The 17,390-nt window shown below is 71.2% G+C and carries 22 protein-coding genes; 11 read left to right on the top strand and 11 right to left on the bottom strand.

Annotated features, from left to right (window positions below; all coding sequences use genetic code 11):
- Positions 1-34: 34 nt before the first annotated feature.
- Positions 35-322, bottom strand: a complete 288-nt coding sequence (locus tag ACFOYX_RS02030; RefSeq protein WP_109801174.1) for a DUF6458 family protein — start codon at positions 320-322, stop codon at positions 35-37.
- A 116-nt stretch (positions 323-438) separates the two neighbouring features.
- Between ACFOYX_RS02030 and ACFOYX_RS02025 the strand changes: the two genes are divergently transcribed.
- Positions 439-975: a histidine phosphatase family protein gene (locus ACFOYX_RS02025; protein WP_109801173.1), complete on the top strand. Its 537-nt coding sequence runs from the start codon at positions 439-441 to the stop codon at positions 973-975.
- A 42-nt stretch (positions 976-1,017) separates the two neighbouring features.
- Here the strand turns inward: ACFOYX_RS02025 and ACFOYX_RS02020 are convergent, their stop codons facing one another.
- From ACFOYX_RS02020 to ACFOYX_RS02005, 4 genes are all read right to left on the bottom strand, one after another.
- The gene (locus ACFOYX_RS02020) at positions 1,018-1,287 is read right to left on the bottom strand and encodes a DUF6458 family protein (protein WP_067300694.1); all 270 of its coding nucleotides are present in this window, start codon (positions 1,285-1,287) and stop codon (positions 1,018-1,020) included.
- A gap of 263 nt (positions 1,288-1,550) precedes the next feature.
- Entirely contained in the window at positions 1,551-3,407 is a 1,857-nt protein-coding gene (locus ACFOYX_RS02015) for an acyl-CoA dehydrogenase (protein WP_322441488.1), read from the bottom strand.
- A 114-nt stretch (positions 3,408-3,521) separates the two neighbouring features.
- Positions 3,522-3,881 (bottom strand): DoxX family protein, encoded by a 360-nt coding sequence (locus tag ACFOYX_RS02010; RefSeq protein WP_322441489.1) that lies wholly within the window; start codon positions 3,879-3,881, stop codon positions 3,522-3,524.
- A 51-nt stretch (positions 3,882-3,932) separates the two neighbouring features.
- Positions 3,933-4,568 (bottom strand): NAD(P)-binding oxidoreductase, encoded by a 636-nt coding sequence (locus tag ACFOYX_RS02005; protein ID WP_322441490.1) that lies wholly within the window; start codon positions 4,566-4,568, stop codon positions 3,933-3,935.
- An 88-nt stretch (positions 4,569-4,656) separates the two neighbouring features.
- On the opposite strand from ACFOYX_RS02005, the gene ACFOYX_RS02000 reads away from it, so the two are divergent.
- On the top strand, positions 4,657-5,145 hold the full coding sequence (locus ACFOYX_RS02000) for a MarR family transcriptional regulator (protein WP_322441491.1): 489 nt from the start codon (positions 4,657-4,659) through the stop codon (positions 5,143-5,145).
- A gap of 38 nt (positions 5,146-5,183) precedes the next feature.
- Here ACFOYX_RS02000 and ACFOYX_RS01995 read toward each other — a convergent pair whose 3' ends face one another.
- Positions 5,184-6,311 carry a PP2C family protein-serine/threonine phosphatase gene (locus tag ACFOYX_RS01995; RefSeq protein ID WP_109801169.1) on the bottom strand — a complete coding sequence of 376 codons (1,128 nt, stop codon included), beginning with the start codon at positions 6,309-6,311 and terminating at the stop codon, positions 5,184-5,186.
- Between the two features lie 98 nt (positions 6,312-6,409).
- Entirely contained in the window at positions 6,410-7,036 is a 627-nt protein-coding gene (locus ACFOYX_RS01990) for a septal ring lytic transglycosylase RlpA family protein (protein ID WP_322441492.1), read from the bottom strand.
- A 205-nt stretch (positions 7,037-7,241) separates the two neighbouring features.
- Here ACFOYX_RS01990 and ACFOYX_RS01985 point away from each other — a divergent pair, with 205 nt between their 5' ends.
- The 3 genes from ACFOYX_RS01985 to ACFOYX_RS01975 all read left to right on the top strand — a co-directional run bounded on the left by ACFOYX_RS01985 (position 7,242) and on the right by ACFOYX_RS01975 (position 8,655).
- On the top strand, positions 7,242-7,784 hold the full coding sequence (locus ACFOYX_RS01985) for a phosphoribosyltransferase family protein (protein WP_322441493.1): 543 nt from the start codon (positions 7,242-7,244) through the stop codon (positions 7,782-7,784).
- Between the two features lie 26 nt (positions 7,785-7,810).
- The gene (locus ACFOYX_RS01980) at positions 7,811-8,107 is read left to right on the top strand and encodes a hypothetical protein (protein ID WP_322441494.1); all 297 of its coding nucleotides are present in this window, start codon (positions 7,811-7,813) and stop codon (positions 8,105-8,107) included.
- A 116-nt stretch (positions 8,108-8,223) separates the two neighbouring features.
- Positions 8,224-8,655, top strand: a complete 432-nt coding sequence (locus ACFOYX_RS01975) for an ASCH domain-containing protein (RefSeq protein WP_322441495.1) — start codon at positions 8,224-8,226, stop codon at positions 8,653-8,655.
- 12 nt (positions 8,656-8,667) lie between these two features.
- Here ACFOYX_RS01975 and ACFOYX_RS01970 read toward each other — a convergent pair whose 3' ends face one another.
- The 3 genes from ACFOYX_RS01970 to ACFOYX_RS01960 are packed head-to-tail and all read right to left on the bottom strand — an operon-like array spanning position 8,668 to position 11,079.
- On the bottom strand, positions 8,668-9,549 hold the full coding sequence (locus tag ACFOYX_RS01970; RefSeq protein ID WP_322441496.1) for an LLM class flavin-dependent oxidoreductase: 882 nt from the start codon (positions 9,547-9,549) through the stop codon (positions 8,668-8,670).
- A 39-nt stretch (positions 9,550-9,588) separates the two neighbouring features.
- Complete coding sequence (locus ACFOYX_RS01965) at positions 9,589-10,152, bottom strand: NUDIX hydrolase (RefSeq protein ID WP_236647415.1); 564 nt, start codon at positions 10,150-10,152, stop codon at positions 9,589-9,591.
- Between the two features lie 33 nt (positions 10,153-10,185).
- On the bottom strand, positions 10,186-11,079 hold the full coding sequence (locus ACFOYX_RS01960; RefSeq protein WP_322441507.1) for a LysR family transcriptional regulator: 894 nt from the start codon (positions 11,077-11,079) through the stop codon (positions 10,186-10,188).
- A 112-nt stretch (positions 11,080-11,191) separates the two neighbouring features.
- Here ACFOYX_RS01960 and ACFOYX_RS01955 point away from each other — a divergent pair, with 112 nt between their 5' ends.
- The 6 genes from ACFOYX_RS01955 (at position 11,192) to ACFOYX_RS01930 (ending at position 16,115) form a co-directional block, all read left to right on the top strand.
- Complete coding sequence (locus tag ACFOYX_RS01955) at positions 11,192-11,548, top strand: DUF1801 domain-containing protein (RefSeq protein WP_322441497.1); 357 nt, start codon at positions 11,192-11,194, stop codon at positions 11,546-11,548.
- Positions 11,549-11,553: 5 nt separating this feature from the next.
- Positions 11,554-11,997: a VOC family protein gene (locus ACFOYX_RS01950; protein WP_322441498.1), complete on the top strand. Its 444-nt coding sequence runs from the start codon at positions 11,554-11,556 to the stop codon at positions 11,995-11,997.
- A gap of 1,489 nt (positions 11,998-13,486) precedes the next feature.
- Complete coding sequence (locus ACFOYX_RS01945; RefSeq protein ID WP_322441499.1) at positions 13,487-13,795, top strand: hypothetical protein; 309 nt, start codon at positions 13,487-13,489, stop codon at positions 13,793-13,795.
- Positions 13,796-13,963: 168 nt separating this feature from the next.
- The gene (locus ACFOYX_RS01940; RefSeq protein WP_322441500.1) at positions 13,964-14,182 is read left to right on the top strand and encodes a hypothetical protein; all 219 of its coding nucleotides are present in this window, start codon (positions 13,964-13,966) and stop codon (positions 14,180-14,182) included.
- Positions 14,183-14,308: 126 nt separating this feature from the next.
- The gene (locus tag ACFOYX_RS01935; RefSeq protein ID WP_322441501.1) at positions 14,309-15,649 is read left to right on the top strand and encodes an IS701 family transposase; all 1,341 of its coding nucleotides are present in this window, start codon (positions 14,309-14,311) and stop codon (positions 15,647-15,649) included.
- A gap of 10 nt (positions 15,650-15,659) precedes the next feature.
- Complete coding sequence (locus ACFOYX_RS01930; RefSeq protein ID WP_322475108.1) at positions 15,660-16,115, top strand: class I SAM-dependent methyltransferase; 456 nt, start codon at positions 15,660-15,662, stop codon at positions 16,113-16,115.
- A 420-nt stretch (positions 16,116-16,535) separates the two neighbouring features.
- Here ACFOYX_RS01930 and ACFOYX_RS01925 read toward each other — a convergent pair whose 3' ends face one another.
- The gene (locus tag ACFOYX_RS01925) at positions 16,536-17,003 is read right to left on the bottom strand and encodes a hypothetical protein (protein ID WP_322441502.1); all 468 of its coding nucleotides are present in this window, start codon (positions 17,001-17,003) and stop codon (positions 16,536-16,538) included.
- Between the last annotated feature and the right edge of the window lie 387 nt (positions 17,004-17,390).

Below are 17,390 nucleotides of genomic sequence, written 5' to 3'. Positions count from 1 at the left end.
CCGTTGCGGGGCCCCCGACGTTCTGCGGTACGGCTCAGGTGGGGTAGCCCGGGCGACGCACCTCGCGGTACTCCTCCCGCACGACCCGGTCGTCCTGCGCCGGCACCACCGGCTCGGCCACCACCCGCTGGCGCACCGGCGCGGCGACCACCGTGCGGCGGCGGGTGTTCCAGAAGTAGAGGGTGGTGATCAGGCCGACGAGGCCGACCAGCATCAGCACCCAGCCGACGACGTTCAGGTCGAGCCATCCCAGGTTGGCGTTGATGGCGAACGCGAAGATCGCGCCCAGCGCGATCAGGAAGATGCTGGCACCGATGCCCATGACGTCGCCTCCTTGGCGTTCAGCTGGCGTTTCCTACCCGCCGCGGCCATGGATGAGGTAGCGGCATCCATCGACTTACCCAGGCGCTCCGATCGCCAATCAGGCAAGCTGTGCACATGACGGACGGCAGGAACCAGGAGCGGACTCTGGTGCTGCTGCGGCACGCCAAGGCCGAGCAGTCCCGGGACGCGCCGGACGGGGAGCGGCCACTGACCGCCCGGGGACACGCCGACGCGGCCGCCGCCGGTGCCTGGCTGGCCCGGCACACGCTGCTCCCCGACGTGGTGGTCTGCTCCGCCACCCGGCGGACCCGCCAGACCTGGCACGGGGTGGCCATGGGCATGACGGGATCCCCGCCGGAGGGTGGACCGGCGGCCTCGACACCGGTGGTGCGTTACGAGGCGGGGGCCTACGAGGCGCAGCCGGACGATCTGCTGGAGCTGGTCCGGGCGGTGGAGCCCGGCGCGGGCACCGTGCTGCTGATCGCCCACAACCCGGGCGTCTCGCTGCTCTCGGCGCTGCTCGACCCGGAGCGGGCGGATCCGGACGGGCTCCGCACCACCGACCTGGTGGTGCACCGCCCGACCACCCGCTGGGCGGAACTCGCCCCGGGCGGCGCGCCCATCACCGCTCGGCACACCGCACGGGGGTGAGGTGCGGGCAGGGGCCCGGCCACGGCTCCCTGCCCGGTCGGATCAGGACGGCGGGGCCGTCGGCGGCGGCGGGTCGGGCGGCGGCGGCATCATCGCGGTCGGGTGGGACAGCCGGTTCTCCTCCACGATGAGCGTGCGGGCCCGCTTGCGCCGGTCCTGCCAGAACCAGAGCGTGGTGAGCAGGACGGCCAGTCCGGCCAGGATGAACACCCAGCCGACCGCGCGCAGGTCGATCCACCAGACGTTGGCCCGGATTGCGAAGGTCATGATCGCGCCGAGCGCGATGAGAAAGATCCCGCTACCAATGCCCATGTGCGCTGCACTCCCCCGTGCGGTGGCCCTTGGGCGTGCCCTGACGTCGTCCGCGACGGTTACCCGCCGCATGGCCGCCCTACCCGGCCCGGCCAGGCCAATCCCGGTCGGCTCGCCGTGCGGCAGGGCGGCGGGTCGGAACGGGACGGACACCGCGACAGGCCGCAAGCCGCCCCCGGACGGCTCGGGCGGGAAGACGGCGACGGCCGGCGAGCAACACGCTCGCCGGCCGCCGGTCGTCAGTGCCGGGTCCCCTCAGGGGATCAGAACGCCTCCTCCGGGAGGTCCATGATCTCCAGGTCGGCGCCCTCGATGATCCGCCGGTCGGCGCCGATGCGGGGCAGCACCTCGCGGGCGAAGAACCGGGCGGCGGCCACCTTGCCGGTGTAGAACGCCTTGTCGGCGGTGGAGACCTCGCCGGCCAGGGCCTTCAGCGCCACGTCCGCCTGCTTCTGCAGCAGCCAGCCGACCACCAGGTCGCCGATCGCCAGCAGGAAACGCCGGCTGCTCAGGCCGACCTTGTAGAGGCTGCGGGTGTCGCCGCCCTGCGCCTCGGCCAGCCAGCCGGTCATCACGCCGAGGATGTTCTGGATCTCGGCGAGCGCCTTGCCGAGCGCCTGCCGCTCCTCCTTGAGCTGGCCGTTGCCGGCCTCGGAGGCGATGAACTCCTGGATCTCGCCGGCCACCGCCATCAGGGCCTTGCCGTTGTCCCGGACGATCTTGCGGAAGATCAGGTCGAGGCTCTGGATCGCCGTGGTGCCCTCGTACAGGGTGTCGATCTTGGCATCCCGGACGTACTGCTCCAGCGGGTAGTCCTGGAGGAAGCCGGAGCCGCCGAAGGTCTGCAGCGACTCGTGCCCGAGCAGCTCATACGCCCGCTCCGAGCCGACGCCCTTGACCAGCGGGAGGAGCAGGTCGTTGACCCGCTTCGCCAGCTTGGTGGCCTTCTCGTCACCGGCCGCCTCGGCGATGGCGACCTTGTCCTGCCAGGAGGCGGTGTAGCAGACCAGCGCGCGCAGGCCCTCGGCGTACGACTTCTGCAGCAGCAGCGAGCGGCGCACGTCCGGGTGGTGGGTGATGGTCACCCGGGGGGCGGCCTTGTCGGCCTGCTGGATCAGGTCGGCGCCCTGCACCCGGTTCTTGGCGTACTCCAGGGCGTTCAGGTAGCCGGTGGAGAGGGTGGCGATCGCCTTGGTGCCGACCATCATCCGGGCGTACTCGATGATCATGAACATCTGCCGGATGCCGTCGTGCTTCTCGCCGAGCAGCCAGCCCTTGGCCGGTACGCCGTGCTCGCCGAAGGTCACCTCGCAGGTGTTGGAGACCTTCAGGCCCATCTTGTGCTCGACGTTGGTGGCGAAGACGCCGTTGCGCTCGCCCAGCTCGCCGGTCTCCTCGTCGAAGTGGAACTTCGGCACGACGAAGAGCGAGAGGCCCTTGGTGCCCGGGCCGCCGACGCCCTCGACGCCGACCGGCCGGGCCAGCACGTAGTGGACGATGTTGTCGCTCAGGTCGTGCTCGCCGGAGGTGATGAAGCGCTTGACGCCCTCGATGTGCCACGAGCCGTCCGGCTGCGGGATCGCCCGGGTCCGACCGGCGCCGACGTCGGAGCCGGCGTCCGGCTCGGTGAGCACCATGGTGGAGCCCCACTGCTTGTCGATGAAGAGCCGGGCCCACTTCTGCTGCTGCTCGGTGCCCTCGACGTGCAGCACGTGCGCGAAGGACGGGCCGGAGGCGTACATCCAGATCGGGGCGTTGGCGCCGAGCACCATCTCGGCGAGCGACCACCAGAGGGCGCGCGGGGCGTTGGTGCCGCCGAGCGCCTCGGGGAGGTCCAGCCGCCAGAACTCGGAGTCCATGAACGACTGGAACGACTTCTTGAACGACTCGGGCAGCGGCGCGGTGTGCGTCGCCGGGTCGAAGACCGGCGGGTTGCGGTCGCTGTCCGTGTAGCTGGCGGCCAGGTCCTCGCGGGCCAGGCGGTCGACCTCGGAGAGGAAGCTGCGGGCGGTGTCGACGTCCAGGTCCGTGTACGGCGCCTGGCCGAACGTCCGGTCCGCCCCGAAGACCTCGAACAGGTTGAACTCGAGGTCCCGAAGGTTGCTCTTGTAGTGGGTCATGCTCGCTGGCCCCGCTTCCGGACAGTGTTACCGATCAGTAACCCCGACTGTATTACTGACCGGTAGGCAACGACAAGCCGATCGAGGAAGTGACAGCGATTACACACTTCCTGTTCAGTTTCCGGCCAACCCCAGCGCGAACGCGGCTCCCGAGAGCAGCAGGAAGCCGTTCGCCAGCAGGAACTGCGCCGAGTGGTCGCGGGCCAGCAGGTGGGTGTGCACGGCGCAGGCGAAGAAGAGCACCAGCCCGGCCGCCGCGGCCACTCCGACCAGCGGGACGCCGAGCAGGCCGAGCAGCAGCCCGACCGCCCCCGCGGTCTTCAGCGTGCCGATCGGGAAGGTCAGCCAGGACTGCGGGACCCCGGCCGCGGCCATGCCGGGCAGGATCGGCCGGAAATGGGCCAGCGCGGCCACCCCGGAGAAGCCGGTGGCGGCGACGGCCAGGACGGTGACGACGACATACGTGATGTGCATGATCCGCTCCGGTTCGGGTCAGTTGGCGATACCGACAGTCCGCCCGACCGACTAGGGCCGGTCGAGCAGGTGGCGCATGGCATGGGCGACGTCGGCCCGGGAGACGGTGAGCCCGCCGCGCACGTTGCGCCCGTAGGCGGTCCGGTAGGCGCCGGTCAGCGGCTTGTCGGTCAGCCGGGGCGGGCGCACGACCGTCCAGTCGAGGCCGCTGTCCCGCAGCACCTCCTCCATCAGCGCCAGGTCGGCGTAGTGCCGACGCAGCACCCGTCGGATCGCCGGGCCGAGCAGGTACCGCATCAGGGGGCCGTCGCCCGGGTCGCGCCGCGGCGGTCGGGGCCGGCCGGGCGACGGCACCACTCCGACCGGCGCCGCGCTGACCACGACGATCCGGCGTACGCCGACGGCGGTCATCGCCTCGACGACGGCGCGGGTGCCCCGGGTGGCGATGCCGGCGTCGGCGGACGAGCGGGGGCCGAGGCCGGACAGGACCGCGTCGGTGCCCGTGAAGGCGGCGCGCAGCGTGGCCGGGTCGGCCGTCGCCAGGTCGGCGGCGACCACCCGGACCGGGACGTCGCCCAGCTTCGCCGGGTCGCGAACCACGGCGGTGACGTCGTCACCGGCGGCCACGGCCTGGTCGACCAGGTGCCGGCCGATGCCGCCGGTCGCACCGACGATCGTGAGCTTCATGGAATTGCCTCCCCACCGTCGACCGCGATCGGCGGTCGAACCTCGTAAGATATGGAAACCGTAACAGTTAATACGAGGATCAAACAATATGGGTTCCGTAGAATCTGAGGGCGCCCGCCGCCGCCGCCGGACGGCAACCCGGATCAAGGAGGCGATGCGCGAGCTGAACAACCAGCTCGCGCTCCTCAACCACCACGTCGGCGTACGCCTGTCGCTGCGCGACGTGGACCTGGACTGCCTCGACCTGATCGCCCGGCACGGACCGCTCAGCCCCGGCGCGCTGGCCCGGCGGGCCGGGCTGCACCCGGCGACCATGACCGGCATCCTCGACCGGCTCCAGCGCGGCGGCTGGATCGTCCGGGAGCGGGACCCGGATGCCCAGGACCGCCGCTCGGTCACCGTCCGGGCGCTGCGCGAGCGCAACGCCGAGCTGTACGGCCTGTACGCCGGCATGAACGCCTCGATGGACGAGCTCTGCGCCGGGTACGACGAGACCCAGCTCGACGTGATCGCCGACTTCCTGCGCCGGGCCGGCGAGGCGGGCCGGCGGGCCACCGACGAGCTGTCGGAGGGCTGAGCCCGGCGGCCGGTGAGTGGGCCGATCGACACCGGTCGTCAGCTCTCGGCCGCGCCGACCTCCCAGCTCGGCACGGCGGCGGTCGGGCCGCTGCGCGGCCCGGTGTACTCCATCAGCACCAGGGCGATGTCGTCGTCCAACCGGCCGTGCACCCACTCGACCAGCGCGGTCTCCAGCGAGGCCAGCCCGTCGGCGACCGTGCCGTGGCCGAGCAGCCGCCAGGCCCGGTCGGCCGTCGGGAAGAACTCGCCGTCCCGGCGGGCCTCGCCGAGGCCGTCGGTGAAGAGCAGCAGTCGGTCACCCGGCTCCAGCCGTTCCACCCGGGGGCGGACGACCGGCATGAACCCGAGCGGGGGCGCGGGCGCGGGCGGTTCGAGCGGGATCACCGCTCCCCGGCGCAGCAGCAGCGGCGACGGGTGTCCACAGTTGACGATGGTGAGGGTGCCGCCCCGCTCCTCGACCAGCGCGGCGGTGACGAAGTCCTCGTCGCCAACGTTGCGGGCCACCGCCCGGTCCAGGTCGGTCACCACGGCCCGCAGGTCGGCCCGCTCGTACGCGACGTGCCGGTACGAGCCGAGCACGATGCTGGCCAGGCGGACCGCGTCGAGGCCCTTCCCCCGGACGTCGCCGATGATCAAGCGGACGCCGTACGGGGTGTCCATCGCCTCGTAGAGGTCACCGCCGATCTCGGCGGTGGCGGTCGAGGAGATGTAGCGTGCGGCCACCGCCAGGGTGCCCACCTGGGGGCCGAGCGGCCGGAGCACCGCCTGCTGGGCCACCGTCGCCAGCTTCGACAGCTCGGCGATCTGCTCGGCCTGCCGCTGGCGTACCGAGGCGACGGCGGCGGCGATCGCGGTGGCCAGCGCGATCCCGGCGACGTTGACCGCGGTGACCAGCGACATGGTCCGCTCGGCGAGGGCGAAGCCGGCGCCGATGAGGGTGGCGAGGACGCCCACTCCGAGCACCACCCGCCAGGAGGCCAGCGCGGCGGCGAGGAAGGGTGCGGCGACCATCAGCGCCACGTAGTGCGCCGGCCGGCCGTCGGCCAGTTCCACGGCGGAGACGAGCGCGAGCAGCGCGAGGGCCGCGCCGAGGCCGGCGCGGGATCCGGGGCTCAGCGGGCCGCGGCCCGACTGGAAGGGTTTCGTACGTACACGGGACAGCATGCCCGATCGACGTGAACGGGTGAATGAACCTGGCCCGTCGTCCGAGGATGTTCTGGCCGGCCGGATCGCCCCGCCGACCCGATCGCCGTCGCTCGCGGTCAGCCCAGCACCTCGTACTTGACGGTCACCTCGCCGAGGTCCACGGAGGCGATCGCCTGGAACGCGGCCCGGGACAGGTCCAGGCAGCGGCCGTCGACGTACGGTCCGCGGTCGTTGATCCGGACGACGACGGACTTGCCGTTGGCCGGGTTGGTCACCCGGACCTTCGTGTCGAAGGGCAGGGTCTTGTGTGCGGCGGTCAGCGCGTCAGGGTTGAAGGTCTCCCCGTTGGCGGTCATCTGGCCCTCGTCGTAGAAGGACGCGCCGCAGGAGCCGCTGTCGACGACCTTGGCGGCCGCGGCGGTCTTCCTCGCCGTGGCGGTCGGCTTCGGGCTGGCGGTGCGGGCCTTGCTCCGGGAGGCGGCCTGGGTCCGGGTGGCCTTCGGGCTGGGGGTGGCCGTGGGCGAGGGGCTGAGGCTCGGTGAGGCGCTGGGCGAAGGGGACGCGGAGCTGGGCGCGAGGCTGCTGGGCAGGGCCTCGGCGACGGCCGGTTCGGGAGCGGCCGAGCCGGCGGTGAGCTGGACCGCGCCGACGGTGCCGCCGACGGCGAGGACCACGCCGACCGCCGCGGTGGCCGCGATGCCGGCGGGCGAGAACTTGCGGGTACGGAAGTGCCTACCAGCCACCGGCCCGGTCCTTTCGTGAGCTGAACAAACCGGCTGGGACCGTAACGAGAGAAGTACTTCCGAAGTCAACGTGATCATGATGGTATGCCCGCATTTACCCTGGTACGTGTAGCCGATCGGCCTGCCCCCATTGACCGATCGGTGGAAAGGTAGCTGGCCACGACTCGCGCGGCATCGCCTGGCGTCGGTGTCCGAGGATGGGACGGTGCTGAGCGAACGCCTGACCGAGCTGTTCCGCTGGGTCGATCCGGGTCCGGGAAGCGACCACCTGGTCAGTGACGTCTCCGGCTGGTGGCGCGACCCGGAGGTGCTGGCCGCCCTCGGTCCGGCCCTGGTGGCGCCCTTCCGACCGGCCCGCCCGACCGTGGTGCTCGCCCCGGCGGTGACCGGGCTGCTGCTCGGACCGCTGGCCGCCACCGCGCTCGGGGTGGGCTTCGTGCCGGCGTACAAGGTGGGCGACGGGCGGCTCCCGGCCGGCGCGGTGAGCTGGGCACAGAGCCCGCCCGACTTCCGGGGCCGACGGGTCACCCTCGGCGTCCGGGACCGCCACCTCGGCCCGGCCGACCGGGTGCTGCTGGTGGACGACTGGGTGGCCACCGGCGCCCAACTCCGCGCCCTGCACGACCTCTGCGCGGCCCGCGGCGCCGAGGTGGTCGGCACCGCCGCGGTGGTCGCCGACTGCCCGCCGGAAGTGGCCGCCGAGCTGAACGTCCGCACCCTGGTCGACGCCGCCCGCCTCCTCGCCTGAGCGGGTCACGCCCGCCCGATCCGACGGTGACCGCGCCGACCGCGGTGCTGCGTACCCTGCCGGCCCTCGACCCGGCGGCGTGGGCGCCGAGCGTCGCCGCGGCCTGGTCGGCCACGGCCGCCGTCACCTCGGTGTACGCCGCACCGGCCGCGGCAGCGCCGCCGGCGGTCGCGCCCGGCGGCCCGGCGGAGGTCTTCGCCCGGGCGGCCCGGCACGGCGACGCGCACGTGGTGAAGCTGGCCGACGCGGTGCTCGACGCGCACGCGGCCACCGGCGACGACCGGGTGCTCGCGGCGGCCGGCTACGCCGGACAGCTCATCTGACGAACTCCTCGACGGCGGTGCAGACCCGGCCCAGCACTCGGCGGAGCGGGCCAGCGGGCCGGACACCATCAGCGAACGGTCGGCGCCGGGGATCACCCGGGACTAGCCTCGGCAGGATGTGGCCCCGCATCGGTGGACTGCGCTCGCTCGCCCTCGGCACGCCCGGTGAGCTGCGCGCCAGGCTGAACACCCTGGTGCTGGCCGGCGTGAAGACCGCGACCGCCGGCCTGATCAGCGAGTACGCGCAGGAGAACGAGGAGCTGGAGCAGGTCGGCGAGCGGCTGGCCCTGGTCGACGACCACGACGAGCTGGTCGCGGTCGTCGAGGTCACCGGCGTCGAGGTGGTCCGCTTCGCCGACGTGCCCTGGGACTTCGCCCGCTCCGAAGGCGAGGGGGACCGGTCCATCGAGGAGTGGCGGGAGGGCCACGGCGCCTACTGGGCGCGGCAGGGCATCCCGGTCACCGACGACACGCAGATCGTCTGCATCCGCTTCCGGCTGGTCTCGGCCGGCGACGGCGGCGTCAGCGCCGGCGACCTGGGCACCTGAGCCCGCCCGTCCTCAGGCGCGGCGCAGCTCCGGCAGGAGCCGGGTGGCGACGTCGACCAGGACCTGCTCGTCGCCCGCGTACCAGCTGCTGACCCGGGGCCAGTGCGTGGCCACGTCGGTGAAGCCGAGCCGGGCGGCCCGGCCCACCTGCTCGGCGAAGAAGTCCGCGCTGGTCAGCGAGAAGACCGGCGCGGCGTCGAGGGACAGGTAGCGGTCGAGGGTGGCCGGGTCGCGACCCACCCGCTCCAGCGTCGCGTCCATCCGGGCGGAGACCTCCGCAACCGTGGACCACCAGCTCTCCAGGTCGTCGCCGCCCGTACCGGTGGTCACCCAGCCCTGGCCGAAGCGGGCCACCAGTCGCATCGAGCGCGGCCCGTTCGCGGCGACCACGAACGGTACCCGGGGCTGCTGCACGCAGCCCGGATTGTTCCGGGCGTCCACGGCGGCGAACCACTCGCCACGCCAGGTCGTCCCGTCCTGGCGCAGGATCAGGTCCAGCAGCTCGGTGAACTCGGCGAACCGGTCCACCCGCTGCCGCGGGGGCAGCGTCTCGCCGCCCAGCACCGCCGAGTCGAAACCGATGCCGCCGGCGCCGAGTCCGAGCAGCACCCGCCCGCCCGAGACGTCGTCGAGCGCGGTGATCTGCCGGGCGAAGGCCGCCGGATGCCGGAAGTTGGGCGAGGCCACCAGCGTGCCGAGCCGGATCCGGGAGGTCACCGTCGCGGCGGCGGTCAGTGTGGTCGTTGAGTCGAACCACGGCCCGTCGACCAGGTCCCGCCAGCCCAGGTGGTCGTACGTCCAGGCGTGGTCGAAGCCCCACTCGTCGGCCTGCCGCCAGCGGCGCTGCGACTCTGACCAGCGCTGGTCCGGGAGGATCACGATGCCAATCCGCATGATCGTCAGCCTACGGCCTCGGCGGAGCGGCCGGCCGGATCAGGCGAGCAGCTTGGCCAGCATCCGGCCCAGGTGCGGTTCGACCGTCGCCGGGGCCGCGTCCGTCACCTCCCGCGGCGTCCACCAGCGGACGCCGCGGAACTCGCCCGGGTCGGGGATCAGCTTCTGGTCCCGGCCGCCGCTGAGCACGAACCAGAGGCTGACGTCGGTGTGCCGGTCCTCCGGCGCGCCGACCGTGTCGGTCACGGTGAGGAAGGCCGGGCGCTCGGCGAAGCGCGGCGCGAAGACGGCCGGCACGCCCAACTCCTCCACCACCTCCCGGCGCACGGTCTCGGCCGGATGCTCGCCCGGCTCGACGTGACCGCCGCTGGGCAGCCACATCCCGGCCTTGCGGTGGTCGACCAGCAGCACGCTGCCGTCCGCCTCGTCGTGCAGCAGGAAGTACGCCACCAGGTGTGGGGAGGGGGTGCGGGGCTTCGCCCGGCGGAAGATGTCGTCGGTTCCGGCCAGCCAGGCCAGGCACTCCGCCCGGTGCCGCGCCTCCACCTCGTCGACGGGCGTCAGCGCCTCGACCAGCCCCCGGATCTCCGCCTCCACCCGCATGCGCCGGATGCTGTCAGCCGGGTACGACAGCCGTCAGCCCGCCGGTCGCGGATTCGCGTCGACCGCGGCCCGGACGAACTCGCGTACCCGGGCGGTGGTGTTGGTCTCCCGCCACACCGGACCGCGCCGGATCGGCGGCGCGTCGTGGACCGGCACGTACGCCACGTCCGGACGCGGGTAGTACCGCCGGGTGTGCTCGCCGACCGGCAGCACGCCCCGGCCCATCGCCACCAGGGAGAGCATCTCCGAGAATGTGTTGCCCACCGGCCCCGTCGGCACCGGCCGCCCCGACGGCGTCCGCTCCGGCGTACGGTCGCGTTTGAACTCGGCCGAGGTCACGGCCGGATACTGCACCACCGGATGGTCGGCGAGCACCTCCAGGGAGACCGACGCCTCGCCGGCGAGCGGGTGCCCGGCGGCCACCGCGAGCGCCCGCCCCTCGGAGAGCAGCGCCGGGCCGTTGGCCATGCCGTCGAAGGGGTACGCGGCGATGAGCACGTCGATCGAGCCGTCGAGCAGGCTCGACCGGGTGGAGGCGAGCTGCGCCTCGTGCACGTGCACCGCGCAGTCCGGGTGCCGTTCGGTGAAGAGGCTGACCGCCCGGAGCAGCACCGGGGCGGTCCACTCGCCGAGGAACGCCACCCGCAGCTCACCGGTGACACCCCGCCCGGCCTCGATCGCCCGCTGTACGGCCTCGTCCATTCCGGCCACCAGGGGGCGCAGGTCGTCGGCGAGCCGCGTGCCGATCGGGGTGAGGCGGACGACCCGGCTGGTGCGCTCGAAGAGCGGCGCGCCGATCCGGCGTTCCAGCTTCTTCACCACGTGGCTGACCCGGCCGGTGGTCACCCGCAGGCGTTCGGCGGTACGCCCGAAGTGCAGCTCCCCGGCCAGGGTCAGGAACGTCTCAACCTCGTACCGCTCCAGCAAGCCGCCCCCCACCGTTGACTCCGGGTAAACGATCGTAGCCCCATCGGGGCTTGGTCCGGATCGGCGTCGGGACGAGTCTGGAGCCGTCCCGAACCGCACCGACAGGAGTCCCATGAACACCGTGACCGACTATTTGACCGGCCTCGACGCCCCGCAGCGGGAGATCGGCGAGAAGCTCCGGCCCGTCATCGACGCCGCCCTCCCGGACGCCACCGGCGCGATGTGGCACGGTCACCCGACGTGGAGTCTCGGCGAGCGGCCGGGGCAGCGACCGGTCTGCCTGCTCAAGGCGTATCCGTCGTACGTCACCTTCGGACTGTGGCGCGGGCGGGAGGTCGCCGACCCCTCCGGTCGGCTCACCCTGGCCGCCCGGCAGATGGCCGCGGTGAAGCTCCGTACCGTCGACGAGGTCGACCCGGCGCTGTTCGCCGACTGGCTGCGCCGGGCGTACGAGCTGGAGACCAGGTAGGCGCCGTGCGGGTGACGGCCTTCGACCACCTGGTGCTCACCGTCGCCGACGTCGAACGCGCCCTCGCCTTCTACTGCGGCACGCTCGGGCTGGAACCGGTCCGGGTCGACCGGTGGCGGGCCGGCGAGGTCCCCTTCCCCTCGGTACGGATCACCCCGGAGACCATCATCGACCTGGTCGGCGGGGAGCGCGGCGAGTCGAACGTCGACCACATCTGCCTGGTGGTCGAGCCGCTGGACTGGCAGCAGGTGATCGACTCCGGCGTGTTCGACGTGCTGATCGGGCCGGTGCCCCGGTTCGGGGCGCGGGGCAGCGCCACCTCGATCTACGTACGCGACCCGGACGGCAACACCGTCGAGCTCCGCTGGTACCCGCAGGACCCGAGCGCATCGGAACGGTCAGGGAAGCCGGCGGGAGTGGGCGGCGAGCAACGAACGCAGCGTCGCTGAACCCGCTGCGTCGAGACCCCGCTTCGGCAGTACGAGCACTGCCCCGCCACGCCGCTGCGATGCAAGCAGGGCGAACGACCGATCCGTCTCGACGTGCAGCGGATACTGAGCCCAACTTGTCGTCGACTGTCCGGTGGCGCTGCTGAAATGCACGCCGCTCTCGGTAACCATGACGTGCATGGGCTGGGACAGCGCGGGATTGCCGCGCATGATCTGCCGGACCTGCAACCGGTAGATCCAAGAACCGTGGGTGAGCGGGCGCAGCAGCAGGTGAACCCAACAGCGACGGGCACCACCACGACCAGCACGACGACGGCACCTATCGCAGCGGTGCCTGCCGCCACATCCCCGGACACCGCAGAGGAAACGAAGACGACAGCGATCACGCCAACCGTCAGGAGAGTGCTCAGCCACCGCAAATACCATGGACGCGAGATGCTGCGGTTCTGGGCGGCAAAGCCGTCAAGCAGGTCGTCCGAAGTGAGGGTGTAGTGCAGCTCCACCGGGTCGGCCGTCACGTTCTCCGAGGGCATGACGCGGAAGTTTACTCACCGCCGTGCACACCTCCAGATCGAGCAAGATGCTTTCGGCAGCTTGGGGCGGATCTTTGAGGAGGGTCGGGGTTCGGGGCGGAGCCGCGGGGTCTTCAAGGTCTTGTCGTCCGCAGCGTGGCCGGCCGGCCCGGCCGATGCCGGCCGGAGGTCGCCAGCAGGCCGAGGCCGGGCCGGCGCGGCCCGCTTGCGGGCCGCCTTGATCAGCACGCCACGGGGCACGCGGCGTGATCGCTGGCCCTGGAAAGTCGAAGGCCCTGGCTGGGACTTGCGTCCTGGCCAGGGCCTTTTACGTGGAGCGGGTGACGGGAATCGAACCCGCACTGTCAGCTTGGGAATCGCACAAGATCGGCTGCAAGTGGGCCTCTACGCCTGTTCGAAGCGCTCTCGCGTGGCCTGGTTTGGCCCTGGGTGACACCACCTTGTGGCCCGTGGGTGGCCCGGCCGGCGCTCTGATCCGTAAGCCTAGCTAGGTGGTCGTCTCACTCCCGCGTCCAGGGAAGCAGTCCTGCCCTCGGGTACATCGACCACCAGAGGAGGCACGCGAGCGGCCAGTAGGTCACGGCGGCGACGGCGAAATACCACGGACGCCATCCGTCGAGCAATCCGCGGTAGCCGTGGGCATCGGCCCAGTCGTGCACGCCCCAGCTCCACAGCACATAGCCAGCAAGGAAGGCGAGGGACCAGCCAACTCGTGCTGCCTTTCCGGGTCCGCGCCGGCGCCAGCAGTCCAGTGCCTCCCGCGCATTCCACGCCACGCGTACATCATGACTCTGCCTTGCAAAGATCAGGACTGCTGTCGGCCGGCGTCGGCTACTGCCGCTGATCTGCTCGACCTGTCGGCTGTCGCCGCTCGTCACCCATAACTGCCGGCCGGCTTGGCTGTACGGATGGCTGTACGGTCGCGATGGCTCATCGAAAGCAACGGGGAGGCGAGGATGGCCGAACCGGCTCGTGCGGTCGCATTGGCGGCGTTGGCCGACCTGTGGGATCAGGGATGTCCCATCGCCGCACCCGATGATCGCGAGCGCCTCGTCGACGTCGGCCTACGCCGTTGGCGCAGCTTCCATCGGCGGCACCCTCGCATCCGTCCGCGATCACAGGAGGCCAGGATTCGCGACCTGGTGCGTGGGTTAGTCGAGGCAGTCGAGCCCGAACCTCGCCTGGTCGGCCCGCTGGTCAAGGACTATGAGTGCGTCGCGGAGGCGATCGCCGCAGCCGCCGCTTCCTCCACGCGGGAGCCTTGATCCGCCCGAGCCGTCAGTTTGGAAGAGCGCGCTCAACCGACCGTGATGCCCCAAACGCCTGGGGCGGGTGGCCGTCCTGGTTGCGTCTCGTGCCCCCTCATGACCGCTGCGCGCCACGGTTACTGGCCCGTGGATGGCCCGTATGGTGCTTGATCTAGTGTTGCCGCGATGAGCGTTAAGGGCTGGTTGGCAGACACTCGCACCTCGTATGACACAGTCGCTGATAGTTATGCAGATCTCCTGCGCAACTTCCTGGATGAAACGCCCTACGAACGAGCGGCTCTGGCTTTGTTCGCCGGCTTCGTTCAGGCCGCCGGTGGTGGTCCAGTCGTGGACGTGGGCTGTGGATCAGGGCGCATCACCGCCTACTACGGCAGCCGCCATTAGCTGTCTGACCAGGGTGGACGCCGCGGGTGGGGCGGGTGAGGTGGGTGCAGCCGCCCTGATGATCATGTGTGTGTGAAGACAACAAAATCGAGGGCGGCTGCGGCTGCCAGGATAGCGGCTCGGCGGGTGCAACGGTGGCGGGCCGAGCTGTTGGAGCGGCTGCGGTCGTGTTTCGTGCGGACGCAGACCTGGCAGCAGGCGACGAGGTACGTGTCCGCGGTGGCCAGTGACCTGCCGAAACGCAACGGGTGGACGATCGCGGAGCACGTCGGGGACCGTAGCCCGGACCGGACGCAGCGGTTGCTGAACCGGGCGGTGTGGGACGGCGACGAGGCGATGAGCCTGGTGCGCCGGTTCGTGGTCGACGGGCTGGGCACGGCAGCCCGACGGCGGCGGCGGGGGCTGGTGGTGGGGGCGTTGGACGAGACCGGTCAGCAGAAGCGGGGCGCCGCCACGTGTGGGGTGAAGCGGCAGTACATGGGGTGCGCGGGTCGGGTGGACAACGGCATCAACACGGTGCACCTGTCGTACGTGCGGGAGCAGGTCGGGCACGCGTTGATCGGTGCCCGGCAGTGGATTCCCGCCGAGCAGATCGACGACCCGGACACCGCCCAGGCGATGGGCCTACCGGCTGACCTGCGGTTCCGCACCAAGGGGCAGCTGGCAATCGACATCTGCACGGACGCGTACGCCGACGGGGTGCGCTTCGACGTGATCTGCGGCGACGAGGTCTACGGGGGCTGCACCCAGTTGCGGGAGTTCTTCGAACAACAACAGCAGGCGTACGTGCTGCGGGTGGCCTGCACGTTCCTGCTCGATGTGGGCGGCGGCGTGCGGCTGACCTGCCAACAAGCCGTCAAGCAGCTGGTCGGCCCCCGCCAGTGGGAGGTACGCAGCGCCGGCACGGGGTCGAAGGGACAGCGGTGGTACGCGTGGGCGCAGATCGCCACCGCCAGCCCCCGCCACCTGCTGCTGGTCCGTCGGCACCTGGGCACCGGTGAGCTGGCGTTTCACTACTGCTACCTGCCGGAGGGGCAACCCACGACCATGACTCGGCTGATCCGCGCCGCGGGACTGCGGTGGCCGGTCGAGGAGGACTTCGAGTTCGGCAAGGACCAGTTCGGTCTCGACCAGTGCCAAGCCCGCCTGCACACTGCGATCCGCCGGCACACCGTGCTGGTCATGGCAGCCCTGGCCATCTGCGCCGTCGCCGCCGCCCAACTCCGCGCCCGCACCGACACCCAAGCCCCACCACCGGCCATCCCCGACCAGGCCCCACCAGCAGACCCCGGCCTGATCCCCCTGACCGTCCCCGAAACACGACGGCTCCTGGCCAGACTGCAGCATCAACCGACACCGCCCGACCACGCCCACCACTGGAGCACCTGGCGCCGCCGCCACCAAGCCCGCTCACGCTGGTTCCACCAACGCACCCGACTCAGCCGCGCATACGTCCTGGTCAACTAGCCAATGGCGGCTGCCGTACTACCTGCATGAGCTCGGCGTTGACGCCTTCGGAATTGACCTGTCGCCGGGGATGATCGATGTGGCTCAGCGTGATCACCCGGGTCTGAGGTTCGAGGTGGGCTCCATGACCGACCTGGATCTGGCTGAGGGCTCGGTCGCCGGCTTGGTCGCCTGGTATTCGCTGATCCACATTCCCGACGACCAGGTCGGCTCGGTCTTCGCACACTTCCGACGAGTGATGCGTCCCGGTAGCCCGCTACTGCTTAGCTTCCACGTCGGTGACGAAACACGGCTCAAGACTCAGGGCTACGGCGGCCACCCGATGAAGGTGTACGTCCACCGTCGCCAGCCCGCTCAGGTGGCGGCATGGCTGCAAGAAGGCGGGTTCACGGTCGAGGCACAGATGACTCTCACTTCGGCCGAAAGTTCGCTCGGCGGGATCGTCTTTGCGCGCCGCCAGTCTTGAGCGGATCTCCTCGTCGGGCAGTCGCCAGACCGTCCAGCCTCCCCGGACGGGGACAAGGTGGAGCGCCCTACTGGACGAACGACCTTGGCCCCGTCCGGGGAGGCTGGTAGCCCTTGTGGTGCCCGGCGAGGTGAGCCGCGGGCGGCATCTCTGAGGAGGGTCGGGGTTCGGGGCGGAGCCCTGAGGTCTTCTGATCGTGTCGTCCCAAAGCGTGGCCGGCCGGCCCGGCCGATGCCGGCCGGAGGTCGCCAGCAGGCCGGGGCCGGGCCGGCGCGGCCCGCTTGCGGGCCGCCTTGATTCCTAAGAGGGTGATTCGGCAGTGCGCGGGCCTTGTCAGTGACGTGTGGGGTCCCTCACCGTCCCGGACAGGGGCGCGCATCGCGGCAGATCCGTGCACGCCAGCTGGTTACGCGCGAACTCTCATGGCAGCTGGCCCAGGCGCTCGATTTCCAGCGGCTCGGCGTCGTTGAGGTACAAACCCTCACCGGACTCTTCTTCGTCTTCCCCATGTGGATGCCACTCCCCGAAGATCGGAACAACGTTCAGCGCTCCGGTAGGACGGGGAAGCCAGCCCGTATCCTTCGGCGGATCGAAGTGAGCGGACCATGTGACGACGACCTCGGTAGGCGGGATCAAGACCTGGCAGAAGTCACCCTCTTGCAGCTCTGCGGGTGGCGGGTCAAGCCGCCAGAGCTGGTCGAAGTCACGGTGCTGCGGGTCACGGGCGAATGCACGCGTCCCGTCCCAGCAGAACGCCGACTCGGGATCCGGCCGGCGCCACGGCCAGCGCACGTAGACATAGAACCGGTCAGCCCCCACCACCTCGGCACGATGCGGTTGGCAGGAAACCAACAGATGATCGCCCGGACGGAGCTCAACGGCATCCACGACGTGCGGCTCCTCAACTCCCGGTGAATCCGCGAGATCGTATCCCGCACCTGCGGCTCGTTGGGCCCGCGAGCCAGCACACTCACATCAGCATGTCCGGGCACGATCAGCGCAGCCCCTCGTGACGCTGCGTGGCGCGCATCGCGGCATGTGGGTGCGTCTTCGGCGTTAGCGAATGAGCGTGATGTCGGCAACCGACGCTCACGTGCTGATCGCCGATCCGCAGGCCGCGCCGCTGGTTCAGCCCCGATGGTGCGCGATGTTGATCACGTTGCCGTCTGGTGCCCGGACGAAGAACCGGCGCACACCCCATGGCTCTGTAGTCAGTGAGGTGATCTCAGCAAGGTTCGGCGGCCGAGTGGGGATGACACGGGCGTAACGTCCATA

Source organism: Micromonospora sp. GCM10011541 (assembly GCF_042650725.1).
In the GTDB taxonomy this organism is placed as follows: domain Bacteria; phylum Actinomycetota; class Actinomycetes; order Mycobacteriales; family Micromonosporaceae; genus Micromonospora; species Micromonospora sicca.
This window is presented reverse-complemented; position numbering and strand designations above follow the sequence as displayed.

What these genes read in the sequence shown, in the direction of transcription:
- ACFOYX_RS02020 (WP_067300694.1), bottom strand. Translation starts at nt 1,287, where the DNA reads ATGGGCATTGGTAGCGGGATCTTTCTCATCGCGCTCGGCGCGATCATG.
- ACFOYX_RS01955 (WP_322441497.1), top strand. Translation starts at nt 11,192, where the DNA reads ATGAACACCGTGACCGACTATTTGACCGGCCTCGACGCCCCGCAGCGG.
- ACFOYX_RS02015 (WP_322441488.1), bottom strand. Translation starts at nt 3,407, where the DNA reads ATGACCCACTACAAGAGCAACCTTCGGGACCTCGAGTTCAACCTGTTC.
- ACFOYX_RS02005 (WP_322441490.1), bottom strand. Translation starts at nt 4,568, where the DNA reads ATGAAGCTCACGATCGTCGGTGCGACCGGCGGCATCGGCCGGCACCTG.
- ACFOYX_RS01970 (WP_322441496.1), bottom strand. Translation starts at nt 9,549, where the DNA reads ATGCGGATTGGCATCGTGATCCTCCCGGACCAGCGCTGGTCAGAGTCG.
- ACFOYX_RS02000 (WP_322441491.1), top strand. Translation starts at nt 4,657, where the DNA reads ATGGGTTCCGTAGAATCTGAGGGCGCCCGCCGCCGCCGCCGGACGGCA.
- ACFOYX_RS01945 (WP_322441499.1), top strand. Translation starts at nt 13,487, where the DNA reads ATGGCCGAACCGGCTCGTGCGGTCGCATTGGCGGCGTTGGCCGACCTG.
- ACFOYX_RS02010 (WP_322441489.1), bottom strand. Translation starts at nt 3,881, where the DNA reads ATGCACATCACGTATGTCGTCGTCACCGTCCTGGCCGTCGCCGCCACC.
- ACFOYX_RS01965 (WP_236647415.1), bottom strand. Translation starts at nt 10,152, where the DNA reads ATGCGGGTGGAGGCGGAGATCCGGGGGCTGGTCGAGGCGCTGACGCCC.
- ACFOYX_RS02025 (WP_109801173.1), top strand. Translation starts at nt 439, where the DNA reads ATGACGGACGGCAGGAACCAGGAGCGGACTCTGGTGCTGCTGCGGCAC.
- ACFOYX_RS02030 (WP_109801174.1), bottom strand. Translation starts at nt 322, where the DNA reads ATGGGCATCGGTGCCAGCATCTTCCTGATCGCGCTGGGCGCGATCTTC.
- ACFOYX_RS01940 (WP_322441500.1), top strand. Translation starts at nt 13,964, where the DNA reads ATGAGCGTTAAGGGCTGGTTGGCAGACACTCGCACCTCGTATGACACA.
- ACFOYX_RS01975 (WP_322441495.1), top strand. Translation starts at nt 8,224, where the DNA reads ATGTGGCCCCGCATCGGTGGACTGCGCTCGCTCGCCCTCGGCACGCCC.
- ACFOYX_RS01995 (WP_109801169.1), bottom strand. Translation starts at nt 6,311, where the DNA reads ATGCTGTCCCGTGTACGTACGAAACCCTTCCAGTCGGGCCGCGGCCCG.